The sequence below is a fragment of the Bradyrhizobium sp. genome, from assembly GCF_016462955.1.
Classification (GTDB): domain Bacteria; phylum Pseudomonadota; class Alphaproteobacteria; order Rhizobiales; family Xanthobacteraceae; genus Bradyrhizobium.
In genome coordinates, this window is the sequence record NZ_JAEMSD010000090.1 from 1 (window position 1) to 11963 (window position 11963).

Below are 11963 nucleotides of genomic sequence, written 5' to 3' on the forward strand. Positions count from 1 at the left end.
ATAGTAGCGGGCGACGAGGGTGCCCCGCAGCAGCGTCTCACAGGAGCGCGATGAGATGTTCCACCAGCCCTCGGTGGTCCAGCCCTCGGCGTCCTTGTAGCCGAGCGCGATCCCGACCCGGCTCGACGTGTTGTTGCAGAGGCGGAAATCCGCGGAGGCCGGGCTGGCGGAGAGGCACAGCAGCGCAACCACCAGCACCGGGATCAACCGGGCGAGCAGGCGAAACGGGAAGCGGAGAGATTCGGCAATCATTGTCGCGGAAGCTATACCAGATCATTGACGATTTGGCGCAGGGCCGGGGAACTGCCCGTTCGCCGGGCTTTGGCCCCTTTGCGCCGTGATATGGCAAAATCTGTGACAGGACCCACCTGATCCCGTAAGGGTGACCGCGACAGGATGGCCCTAGGGAAGACAACCATGGCAATCGACGACAAGACCAGAACGGAGCTCGAGGCGGCCGCCTTCCGGCGCCTCGTCGACCATTTGCGGAGCCGGACGGACGTCCAGAACATCGACCTGATGAATTTGGCCGGCTTCTGCCGTAACTGCCTGTCCAACTGGCTCAAGGACGCCGCGGACGCCCAGGGCGTGCCCTTGAGCAAGGACGAGAGCCGGGAGGCCGTCTACGGAATGCCCTACGAGGCCTGGAAGGCCAAGCATCAGGGCACGGCGACGCCCGAGCAGCTCGAGGCGATGAAGAAGGTCCATCCGCACGGGCATTGAGGGGCCAAGAGCTGCCTGCTGAGTCGCACCACACAACAGCTTTCTTCGGCGCGCCGCAGGAAGGTGTGGGCGCTCTGTGGACGAGCGCGATGCTTGCTTGAACGCCGGCGGCGCCAACCCTAAGGGTTCTGCCAGCACGCGCGGTGAGGGATGCCGGCGTCACCTCGTTTTGCCAGTTCATTGGGAGTACCTAGATGGCCACCTCCGCCGCCGTCCGCGACGACGAGCCCGCGACGAAATTTGCCAAGGACCAGCTCAAATCCATCATCGAGCGCATCGAACGGCTGGAGGAAGAGAAGAAGGCGATCTCCGACGACATCCGCGACGTCTATGCCGAGAGCAAGGGCAACGGCTACGACGTCAAGGCGCTGCGCACCATCGTGCGCCTGCGCAAGCAGGACCCCAACGAGCGCGCCGAGGCCGAGACCATTCTCGAGACCTACATGCAGGCGCTGGGGATGATTTGAGGCGCATCGCCTCAGGTACCCTGCCGTAGCCCGGGTGGAGCGATCCGAAATCCGGGCTACGAATCGGCGATGTTTCCCTTCGTCTGTGAACGGAGCCCGCCGTGACGACGCCGCCATTGCCGCGCGAGGTGAGCCGTGCCCTCAATGCTCTTCCGGCCCCGATCGGCAGGCGGCTGCTCCAGGTGCGCGAGCTGATCTTCAAGACCGCCGCTGCGCATGACGATGTCGGCCCCCTCACCGAAACGCTGAAATGGGGCGAACCTGCCTATGTGACGGAGAAGACCGGCAGCGGTTCGACCATCCGGCTCGGTCGACTGAAGGGCTCCGAGAACGCCGCGATTCTCTTCAACTGCAGGACGACGCTGGTCGACACCTTTCGCGAGCGTTTTCCCGATCAATTCGGGTACCGGCAGACGCGGGCGTTACTGTTGCCCGTGACGGGCAAGCTGCCGAAGCAGGAGCTTGCGGTCTGCCTGTCGCTGGCGCTGACCTATCATCTCGACAGGCGCGGGAGGCACTTGTAGCCCGGATGAGCGAAGCGATATCCGGGATGTCTCGGGCGCGCGCCACTTTCCCGGATGCCGCTCCGAACAGCCGGCCATGAAACCGAGCTCTTGGAAACAGCCGCGTCTATCAGCGCAGCGCGGCAGTTCGCACCAAGAAGGACGTCGTCTGGAGCTTTGCGGTCGCGCTGCCCGAGAAGCTGTCGCACGACAGGCCCGGCATCGGGTCCTCGGAGAAGCCCATCGCGATCACGGCCTGCGGCTTGACGAAATAGCCGCGCAGGGCCGCCGTATCCAGCTCGCCCATCAGCGTCACCGACATCGCGCGGCTGGCGCTCGGCGACAGCATCACGATCTTGAGCCAGATGCTCTCGCTCCTCGCCGCGGAGATGCGGGTGGCGGTTGCGATCCTGCCGTCGATGCTCTTGCCGACCACCGTGTTGATCTCGGTTGCCTGAGCCATGGTGCGGGACGAGGCGGCGGGGCGGGCGGTGCGCGCGATCGGCGCCGAGGCGACGACGACATTGGCGCGATCGACCGGAGAGGCGGCCGGCGCGTAAGCCAGCGCCTGAAGGGTTGCGCTGGAGACGCTTGCGGTTGGCTGCGGATCTGTGGCTGCGGCGAGCGCCTGGCGCGCCTTCAGCGCGGCGATCTGCGCCGGCGTCGCCTGCTGCGGCGCGGCCGGAACATCATCCCAGAACCCACGGGCATTGATGATGTCCGCCGGCGTCTCTGGCTTGCCGGGTGAAGGCTTGTCAGCCACGGGAGCGGGCTTGGGCTTCGGCGGCGCAACGATCTGCGCATCGGCCGAGGCGAGCTGGAGGGTTGCGGCGATCTGCGGCTTGGCGCGGGGCGTCGGCACCGGCTCGGCGGGCTTGGCCGCGGCTGCGACGATCGTCGATGCCGCCGGCTTTGCGGCCGGGGCCGGCGCGCCCTCGTCATCCTCGTCGCTGGCCGCCGGAGCTGCCGACTTGCTCTTGAACAGGGCGGCGAAGAAATTCGGCGTGCTGCCGGAATCGTCGCCGCTGCCGCGCCGCTCAATCTCGGCCTTGGCGAGCTCATAGTTCTTCAGCGGAACGCCATCGGTCGGCAGATGCACCGTTTTTCCGTCCGGGAAGACGCGGGCCAGCTGGTCGTGCGTCATGCGCGGCCAGTGCCGGACGCTACCGGTGTCGAGATGCACGAAGGGCGAGCCGGAGGTCGGATAGAAGCCGACGCCGCCGCGCTGCAGGCGCAGGCCGGCGAAGCGGATCTGCTCCAGCGGCACGCCGGGAATGTAGAAGTCCATCGCATGTCCCAGCATGTGCTGGCTGGAGCGCGCCACGCCGGAGGAGCGGCGGCGGAGCATGGCGTTGGTGGCGGGAGAGCGATAGGAGGAGATGATCTGGATCGGCTGCTTGCCGTCGACGTCGCGATAGACTTCCCAGAGGATGTCGAACAGGCGACGGTCCATGACCGTCTGCTCCTGGGTGCGCCAGTCGCGCAGGAAGTGGTTGAGCTGCTTCAGCGCCGCCTCGTCATAGCGACCTTCACGCTTGAACGTGACGGTGAGGTCCTCGCCGGAATGGGTGTGGTGGAAGGAAAGCGTCTTGGTCTCGTTCAGCGCGGCGGCGTCATGAACCGAGCCCGCGGCGGCAAGCAGTAATGCGGCAGCGAGGCCGATCCTGGATCCGGCCTTCACGCCCGCATGGGACAACGACAGCACAGCGAATTTGCGTGCGAGACCAGTCAGCACGTATGAGCCCACCCAGTCGACGAGCGTTCAAATGGACTCTCCCGCCAACCCCGTAGCAGCGCGAAAGAGGATGAACGCTTTCTTAAAGCGAGAAGGTTAATTCGAGGTTGACCTTCCCGCCCCCAAAACCAAGTCAGAGTACGATCCTAAGCGGTTGACTGTGGCAAAAAAACGCCCGCTGCCCACGTTGATGGTGGGACATGGTTAACACTAAGCGACCCCATCGGGGGATGGGGTCGCTGATTTCATTGCAGAATTTCGAGAGATCGTGCTTCGGCCATGCGTCAGCGGGTAAACACCCGCTGCTGCTGCTGCGGCCGCCTGCCGACCGGGGCCGGCGGCGCGGCCGGGGTCGGCGCCCCGAACAGGCGCTCGAAGAAGTTCGGCCCGGACGAGCCGAAGCCGCCGCCATTGTTCGCCACGGCAACCCCCGCCGGCAGCGTCGTTGCCGGCCGCGAATAGCTCGGCTGCGAGTGCGCGACCACGTTCTCGAGATCCTTGCCGCGGCTGTTCTTCAGGATGTTGATCATGACGGCGTCGCGGCCATAGACGTCCTTGCGGAATTGCAGCTTGCCGGCCTCATCCACGAACGCGGTCTGATAGGTGATGTTGACCGGGATCGGGGTCGGGAATTTCAGGTCGATCTCGCTCTTGCCGTACATGCTGCGGATACGCTCCGGCGTGTACTTCTCGTTCGGCATGACGATGTTGAGCAGAACGGAGGCGTACTGGTCCGGGTTCTGCACGCGCATGCAGCCATGGCTGAAGGCGCGCTCTTCCTTGGCGAACAGATGCTTGTCCGGCGTGTCGTGCTGATAGACCAGGAACTTGTTCGGGAAGTTGAAGCGGACACGGCCGAGCGCATTGGCTTCCCCGGGCGGCTGGGAGATGTGCACGGAGCCGTCGCGGTTCTGCTCGAGCCTGAGGCCCATGCGCTGAAGCACGGTCGGGTCCTGCTGCAGTGCCGGCAGGTATTCGTTGTAGACGATCGACGGCGGCACGTTCCAGGTCGGATTGACCGTAATGTACTTCATCGTCTCGGTGAGCAGCGGCGTCGCATGCTTGCCCGGCTTGCCGGTGACGACGCGGGTGGTCCAGACCTGCTGGCCGCGCTGCATCACCTTCAGCGTGAAGTCGGGGATGTTGAGGATGACATAGGCATCGCCCAGCGCGGGGGCGCCGAGGTCGCGCGGCAGCCAGCGCCAGCGCTCCATGTTCACCAGCACCACGTCGATCTGCTTGTCGCGCTTGGGGGTGTTGAGCGCCTTGACGGTCTTGTCGTCGAGGATGCCGGTCGCCTTCATCTCGGCATTGCTCTGGAACTTGCGCACGGCTTCGGCGACGCCGGCGTCATAGCGGGTGTCGCCGGGGTGCTCGGCGAGGCCCAGCTTGGCGCGCAGCTGCGGCACACGCGGATCTTCCACGACGATCTCGGCCTGCTTCTTGGTGGCCGGAGTGTATTTCAGCGCAGGGCCGTCGGCGATCTCGACCACCGGCCCGCTGCCCTGGCCGCGCAACTCGGCGAGCTTGGCCTTCAACTCCTTGTAGAGCTTGTGCGGCGGGTTGTAGCTGTCGAGCGTTGCGGACGCGTCGGCCGCGGTTGTGACCTTGGCGAGCACCTCGTTGGGGTCGATCGGATGCTCGGGATAGAGAATGTCGCCGCTGGCCTGCGACCAATGCATGCGGCCGCTCTGGGCATGGCGCGCATAGTCGAACATGCTCGCGGTGAGCTTGAGCTCGGCATCGGCAAGTGCGTCGGGCGTCGTGGCGGCGGCGAAATCCGGCACCGGATAGTCGGCCGGATTGAGGCCGTCGGAGGCCGCGTCCTTCAGCCGCGCCATCACGCCCTTGGCTGCCGGCGTCACGCTGCCGCCTTGCGTCCAGACCGGCGCGAAATCGCGCGCGCCGTAGAACTTCTCGACCGCGGCGCGCTCGTTCTTGCGGTCGAAATGCCGCGAGGTCTTGGCGCCGATGATGTCCTTCAGCCTGTCGGCGACCGGCTGGTCGGCCGCGGGGACGTTGCTCGCGGCCTTCACCGGCTCGGTGGCCGGAGCTGCCGCAGGCGCAGCCGGGGCGGTCGCTGTATCGGCCTTGGCGGGCTCCGACTTCGCGGGCTCGGTCTTCACGGTCTCGTTCTTCGGCGCCTCGGCGGCGGGCGTGGTCGCGACGCCGGAAGGCTTCGGCTCGACATTGTCCGTTGCCGGTGCGGCTTCAGCCTTCGCGGGCTCTTTGGCTGCATCCTGAAGCGTCGCGGTGGTGTCGAGCTTGATGTCTGAGGCGGCCGGAGGCGGGACGTTTGCGGGCTCGGGGCGCGGGATCGCGGCTTCGATCGCGAGCTCGGCGGCGCTGCTGCGGGCCTGGTCCTGCGCCAGGGCTGAGCTGGCCGACACCGTGAGGAAGGTTGCCGCGACCGTCATCAAGACACGGTCAAAGCCCGCACGGTGATTCAAACAGTCACGCATTGTGTCGCACCCCTCGGGTAAGCTGCCCCTCGGGGAACAGCTCTGTTATCGCCTAATGAGTTTCGGCTAAACCGCGCCGGCCCCTCGAAAGTTGCACGCCTGCACGCAACGATTCTGACGCAGACGATATACAGGCCCCGATTTTGCAGCCAGCGCTACCGGGGACAACTCACGACAAACTGACTTCAAGGGAGCCTCTTGGCAACGGATTGTGCGCTTCGGCCGCGCGCTTTTCCTGTGTCTGTCACTTCCAGGTCACGGTTCAATCCGCCGTCGAATTCCATCGTCATGCGAACAGCTTACAACGGCTTGGCATCGTCCGCGGACGGCCCGTTTGCATGAGGCTCAGTGCGTCTCCTCGCCGCTTTTGCCGCCATGACCGGGAACCCCGGCTTCGTCGAGCTTGCGGTAGAGCGTCGACCGGCCGATTCTGAGGCGGCGAGCCACCTCGGACATCTGGCCGCGATAGTGCGAGATCGCAAAGCGAATGATCTCGTTCTCCATTTCCTCCAGCGAGCGGACATCACCGGTGGCGGTGAGCATGGCGAGAGTTCCCGCGGCGGGGAGCGGCGCGATTGGTATTTCGCTACCCGATACCACGGACGGCATTGTCGGCTCGAGCATCAGCGGGGCGGTCGGAATATCCGTGACGGGATGCGGCTGCGAAGCGAGCAGGGGGAAATCGTCCAGCTCGAGCTGGTCGCCGTCGCTCATCACCACGGCGCGGTAGACCGCGTTCTCCAGCTGACGGATGTTGCCGGGCCAGTCGAGCTGGGCCAGGTGCGCCACCGCTTCGCCGCTAATGCCGCTGATCGGGCGGTTCTCCTCGGCGGAAAACCGCGCCAGGAAATGCCTGAGCAGATGCGGAATGTCCTCGCGCCGGGCGCGGAGCGAGGGGATCGTCACCGGCAGCACGTGCAGCCGATAGAACAGATCTTCCCGGAAATGCCCCTGTTTCACCCGCTCCAGCAGCTTGCGGTTGGTTGCCGAGATGATGCGGACGTCGACCTTGACCGGCTTGCGGCCGCCGACGGCCTCCACGGCACCTTCCTGCAGCGCGCGCAGCAGCTTCACCTGCGCAGTCAGCGGCAGCTCGCTGACCTCGTCCAGAAACAGCGTGCCGCCATGGGCCTCGACGAACTTGCCCATGTGCCGCTCGGTGGCGCCGGTGAAGGCGCCCTTCTCGTGACCGAACAGAATGGACTCGACGAGGTTGTCGGGAATCGCACCGCAATTGACCGCGACGAACGGCTTGGCCTTGCGCTCGCCGCTGCCGTGGATGGCGCGCGCGAACATTTCCTTGCCGACGCCGGACTCGCCCTCGATCAGCACGGGAATCGCGGAATTCGCCGCCTTTTGCGCGGCGCGCATCACCGGGGTCATTGCCTCTGCGCGGGTGATGATGTCGGAGAAGGTCAGCCGGCCTTCGCGGCTGTGACGGATGCGCTGCAATTCGCCCTTGAGCGCGGACGTGTTGAGCGCGTTGCGAAGCGAGACCTGGAGCCGCTCCATGCCGACCGGCTTGACGACGAAATCGGCCGCGCCCGCGCGCATTGCCGAGATCACGTTGTCTATGCCGCCATGGGCGGTCTGCACGATGACGGGGATGCTGAGGCCGGCTTCGCGGATTTTCGCCAGCACGCCCATGCCGTCGAGGCCGGGCATCACGAGGTCCAGGACGACGCCGTCGACAGCCGGACCGTCGGGAGCGGTGAGGGCGGCGATGGCGGCGTCGCCGGAGTCTACCACCACCGTCTCATAGCCGCATTTCTGCACCATGTTCTCGATCAGCCGGCGGGCTACAGCGTCGTCGTCGGCGATCAAAATACTGGCAGCCATGGTGTTCCCCGCACGCTACTACTATCTGTCTCGAATCGGGGCACTCTGGCCGAAGCCGATTAACGCACGCTTAAACCTTGATGCCCCCGCCCGCCGTCGCGATTGTTGAACACAGGTTTCCCACACAATGATTTCGCGCTCCAAGTCTGCTCTCCGCAAGCCTGCCGCCAAGACATCTCCGAAGACGTCCGCCAAGAAATCTGCCGCCAAGGCAAAGCCCTCCAGATCTTCGGCCGCAAGGCCTGCGAGCAAAACCGGCAAGCTCCCGGAGTGGAACCTTGGCGATCTCTATTCCGGGATCGACGCGCCCGAGGTGGCGCGCGATCTCGAAAAGATGGATGCCGACTGCGTCGCCTTCGAGACCGACTACAAGGGCAAGCTGGCGACAGGGACAGCAAACGAAGATGGCGGAAAATGGCTCGCCGAAGCGGTGCGACGCTATGAGGCGATCGACGATCTCGCCGGCCGTCTTGGCTCCTATGCCGGTCTCGTTCATGCCGGGGACAGCGTGGACCCTGCGATTTCAAAGTTTTACGGCGACGTTTCCGAGCGCCTGACGGCGGCGTCCACGCATCTGCTGTTCTTCGCGCTCGAACTGAACCGGATCGATGACGATATTTTGAACCGGGCGATGCAGGCTTCCGAGCTTGCGCATTATCGCCCCTGGATCGAGGATTTGCGCAAGGAGAAGCCGTACCAGCTCGACGACAAGCTCGAGCAGCTTTTCCTGGAGAAGGCGCAGACCGGCTATTCAGCCTTCAACCGGTTGTTCGACCAGACCATCTCGAGCCTGCGCTTCAAGGTCGGGCCTAAGGAGCTCGCGATCGAGCCGACGTTGAATCTGCTGCAGGACCGCGACGGCGCCAAGCGCAAGAGCGCGGCAGAGGCGTTGGCGAAGACCTTCAAGGCCAATGAGCGCACCTTTGCGCTGATCACCAACACGCTCGCCAAGGACAAGGACATCTCCGACCGCTGGCGCGGCTTCAAGGACGTCGCGGATTCCCGCCATCTCAACAACCGGGTCGAGCGCGAGGTGGTCGATGCGCTGGTCGCCTCGGTGCGCGCGGCTTATCCGAAGCTGTCGCATCGCTATTATGCGCTCAAGGCGAAGTGGTTCGGCAAGAAGCGGCTGGCTTATTGGGACCGCAACGCGCCGCTGCCCTTTGCGGCAACCGATGTCATCGCCTGGCCGGAGGCACGAAGCATGGTGCTGACGGCCTATCGCGGCTTCTCGCCCAGAATGGCCGACATCGCCGAGCGCTTCTTCACCGATCGCTGGATCGACGCGCCGGTGCGGCCGGGCAAGGTGCCCGGGGCGTTCTCGCATCCGACCACGCCGTCGGCGCATCCTTACGTGCTCATGAACTACCAGGGCAAGCCGCGCGACGTGATGACGCTCGCCCACGAGCTCGGCCATGGCGTGCACCAGGTGCTCGCCGCGAAGAACGGCGCCCTGATGGCTCCGACGCCGCTGACGCTGGCGGAGACCGCGAGCGTGTTCGGCGAGATGCTCACCTTCCGGCGGCTGCTGGCGCAGACCAAGAGCGCCAAACAGCGGCAGGCGCTGCTCGCCGGCAAGGTCGAGGACATGATCAACACCGTGGTGCGGCAGATCGCGTTCTATTCCTTCGAGCGCGCCGTCCACACCGAGCGCAAGAACGGCGAACTTACCGCGACGCGGCTCGGCGAAATCTGGCTGTCGGTGCAGGGCGAGAGCCTGGGGCCCGCGATCGAGATCAAGGCGGGCTACGAGAATTACTGGATGTACATCCCGCACTTCATCCACTCGCCGTTCTATGTCTACGCCTATGCGTTCGGCGACTGCCTCGTGAACTCGCTCTATGCCGTCTATGAGAACGCGAATGAGGGCTTTGCCGAGCGCTATCTCGACATGCTCGCCGCCGGCGGCACCAAGCATTATTCCGAGCTGCTGCGCCCGTTCGGGTTGGATGCCAAGGATCCGAAGTTCTGGGACGGCGGGCTCAGCGTCATCGCAGGCATGATCGACGAGCTCGAGGCGATGGGCTGAGGTGCTTGGGCGCTTTTGGGGATGGAGCGCACGTAAAACATCTGTTGAACTAAACCTTGGGCGATGTTATACATATGTATAACTCGCTGGAGCCGTGCCATGAAGATCGAGATCAAGAAGATTGGCAATTCCGACGGACTGCTGCTGCCTCGTGAATTGATGCAACGGCTCGATCTCAAGCGTGGTCAGCAATTGCACATCGTGGAATTGCCGGGCGGTGGCTTCCAGGCCCTGCCCTACGATCCCGACTTCGAGCGGACGATGGAAATCGCCGACGAGGTGATGGACAAGTATCGCGACACGCTCGCGGCGCTTGCGAAATAGTTGGTTGTGCAATGAGCGATCCTCAGGAGCCGCTCTGGATTACTTACGAGCAGGCCGTCGCCATTCATAGCCGGCAACTCCGACGCTTCGGAGGCGCGCCTGGGCTGCGTGACGAAGGCATGTTGCGGTCGGCGCTCGATCGCCCGATCAACAAATGGCGGTACGAGCAGGTGTCGTTGGACGAGCTTGCCGCAGCCTATGCGTTCGGGCTCGCGAAGAATCATGCGTTCGTCGATGGAAACAAGCGGATTGCCTTCATGGCGATGATGGTCTTTCTGCACAAGAATGGCGTGGCGTTCAGTCCCGATCCGGCGGAAGCGACGACCATCATACTCTCTCTCGCCGCCGGCGAAGTCAGCGAGGAGAGCCTCGTCCGCTGGATCCGCGACAATTGGAATTCCAAATGACCCGATTTGCGGGAAACTCCGCCCTGGTGCCGTTGCCCTGTTCAAATCTTTAAGGTATCCCAGCCTGAGAATTCGACTTTCGACTGGGGACATCCATGGCTGACCATAGCGAAGTGGCCTACACCACCGCCGACGGCAACGACTATGTTGCGCACGAGCAGACCTACGAGGGCTTCATCAAGCTGGTGAAGTACGGCACGGTCTCGGTCGCGCTCATCGTGATCCTGATGGCGATCTTCCTCACCTGATCGATCGACTGCCGCACCGCCAGCGTCGACGGTGCTCATAAAATTTGCATTCAAGCCGGTTTCAAAACCGGTATCCAACGTTGCGGGAGTAACGCTAAGTTCGCGTGCGCGCTTTTTCCCGCGTCGCCGGAGGGATTATGAAGATCGCCGTTGCCAAGGAAGTCGATCCGTCGGAGCCGCGCGTCGCCGCTTCGCCCGATACGGTGAAGAAATTTAGGGCGCTCGGGGCCGAGATCGCCGTCGAGCCGGGTGCCGGCATCAAGTCGGGCCTGCCGGATTCCGAATTCACCGCGGCTGGTGCCACCGTCAGCACTGACGCGCTGAAGGACGCCGACATCGTCATCAAGGTGAAACGCCCGGAGGCGTCCGAGCTGCCGCAGTACAAGCGCGGCGCCCACGTCATCGCCATCATGGACCCTTACGGCAACGAGGCCGCGCTGAAGACGATGGCTGATGCCGGCGTTGCCGCCTTCGCGATGGAATTGATGCCGCGCATCACCCGCGCGCAGGTGATGGACGTGCTGTCCTCGCAGGCCAACCTTGCCGGCTACCGCGCCGTGATCGAGGGCGCCGAGGCCTTCGGTCGCGCCTTCCCGATGATGATGACGGCCGCCGGCACCGTACCGGCCGCAAAAGTGTTCGTGATGGGTGTCGGCGTTGCCGGCCTCCAGGCGATCGCGACCGCGCGCCGTCTCGGCGCCGTGGTCACCGCCACCGACGTGCGTCCCGCGACCAAGGAGCAGGTGGAATCGCTCGGTGCGAAATTCCTCGCGGTCGAGGACGAGGAGTTCAAGAACGCGCAGACCGCCGGCGGCTACGCCAAGGAAATGTCGAAAGAATACCAGGCCAAGCAGGCCGCGCTCACCGCCGAGCACATCAAGAAGCAGGACATCGTGATCACGACCGCGCTGATTCCGGGCCGGCCGGCGCCGAAGCTCGTCAGCGCCGAGATGGTCAGCTCGATGAAGCCGGGCTCCGTTCTGGTCGATCTCGCCGTCGAGCGTGGCGGCAATGTCGAGGGTGCGAAGCCGGGCGAGGTCGTGGATGTCGATGGCATCAAGATCGTCGGCTACACCAATGTCGCCGGCCGCGTTGCGGCTTCGGCTTCCAGCCTCTATGCCCGCAATCTGTTCTCCTTCATCGAGACCATGGTCGACAAGAAAGAGAAGAAGCTCGCCGTCAACTGGGACGACGAACTGGTCAAGGCCACTGCGCTGACGAAAGAC

Annotated in this window: 12 protein-coding genes; 8 read left to right on the plus strand and 4 right to left on the minus strand. The window is 64.4% G+C overall.

Translation table 11 applies throughout. The annotated features are described in order from the left end of the window. Positions 1 to 252: DUF1036 domain-containing protein (locus JHD07_RS12320; protein WP_291622373.1), on the minus strand; the 252-nt coding region annotated here is incomplete at its 3' end. A gap of 165 nt (positions 253 to 417) precedes the next feature. On the opposite strand from JHD07_RS12320, the gene JHD07_RS12325 reads away from it, so the two are divergent. The 3 genes from JHD07_RS12325 to JHD07_RS12335 all read left to right on the plus strand — a co-directional run bounded on the left by JHD07_RS12325 (position 418) and on the right by JHD07_RS12335 (position 1714). After that, a complete protein-coding gene (locus JHD07_RS12325) occupies positions 418 to 723 on the plus strand; it encodes a DUF1244 domain-containing protein (protein WP_291622374.1) in 306 nt (101 codons plus the stop codon). Positions 724 to 917: 194 nt separating this feature from the next. Then, positions 918 to 1190 carry a DUF2312 domain-containing protein gene (locus tag JHD07_RS12330; protein WP_008546273.1) on the plus strand — a complete coding sequence of 91 codons (273 nt, stop codon included), beginning with the start codon at positions 918 to 920 and terminating at the stop codon, positions 1188 to 1190. 101 nt (positions 1191 to 1291) lie between these two features. Further along, a complete protein-coding gene (locus JHD07_RS12335; protein WP_291622378.1) occupies positions 1292 to 1714 on the plus strand; it encodes a DUF1801 domain-containing protein in 423 nt (140 codons plus the stop codon). 109 nt (positions 1715 to 1823) lie between these two features. Here JHD07_RS12335 and JHD07_RS12340 read toward each other — a convergent pair whose 3' ends face one another. From JHD07_RS12340 to JHD07_RS12350, 3 genes are all read right to left on the minus strand, one after another. Then, positions 1824 to 3428 carry a DUF882 domain-containing protein gene (locus tag JHD07_RS12340; RefSeq protein WP_291622380.1) on the minus strand — a complete coding sequence of 535 codons (1605 nt, stop codon included), beginning with the start codon at positions 3426 to 3428 and terminating at the stop codon, positions 1824 to 1826. Between the two features lie 284 nt (positions 3429 to 3712). Beyond that, entirely contained in the window at positions 3713 to 5890 is a 2178-nt protein-coding gene (locus tag JHD07_RS12345) for a L,D-transpeptidase family protein (RefSeq protein WP_291622382.1), read from the minus strand. Positions 5891 to 6235: 345 nt separating this feature from the next. Further along, a complete protein-coding gene (locus JHD07_RS12350) occupies positions 6236 to 7729 on the minus strand; it encodes a sigma-54 dependent transcriptional regulator (protein ID WP_291622383.1) in 1494 nt (497 codons plus the stop codon). Between the two features lie 127 nt (positions 7730 to 7856). Here JHD07_RS12350 and JHD07_RS12355 point away from each other — a divergent pair, with 127 nt between their 5' ends. From JHD07_RS12355 to JHD07_RS12375, 5 genes are all read left to right on the plus strand, one after another. Further along, entirely contained in the window at positions 7857 to 9758 is a 1902-nt protein-coding gene (locus tag JHD07_RS12355) for a M3 family oligoendopeptidase (protein WP_291622386.1), read from the plus strand. Between the two features lie 99 nt (positions 9759 to 9857). Then, positions 9858 to 10082, plus strand: a complete 225-nt coding sequence (locus JHD07_RS12360; protein ID WP_027545558.1) for an AbrB family transcriptional regulator — start codon at positions 9858 to 9860, stop codon at positions 10080 to 10082. Positions 10083 to 10093: 11 nt separating this feature from the next. Further along, on the plus strand, positions 10094 to 10489 hold the full coding sequence (locus tag JHD07_RS12365) for a type II toxin-antitoxin system death-on-curing family toxin (RefSeq protein WP_291622390.1): 396 nt from the start codon (positions 10094 to 10096) through the stop codon (positions 10487 to 10489). A 95-nt stretch (positions 10490 to 10584) separates the two neighbouring features. Beyond that, positions 10585 to 10737, plus strand: coding sequence for an aa3-type cytochrome c oxidase subunit IV (locus tag JHD07_RS12370; RefSeq protein WP_008546229.1), 153 nt, complete (start codon positions 10585 to 10587; stop codon positions 10735 to 10737). A 137-nt stretch (positions 10738 to 10874) separates the two neighbouring features. Then, a partial coding sequence (locus tag JHD07_RS12375; RefSeq protein ID WP_291622393.1) for a Re/Si-specific NAD(P)(+) transhydrogenase subunit alpha occupies positions 10875 to 11963 on the plus strand: 1089 nt, incomplete at its 3' end.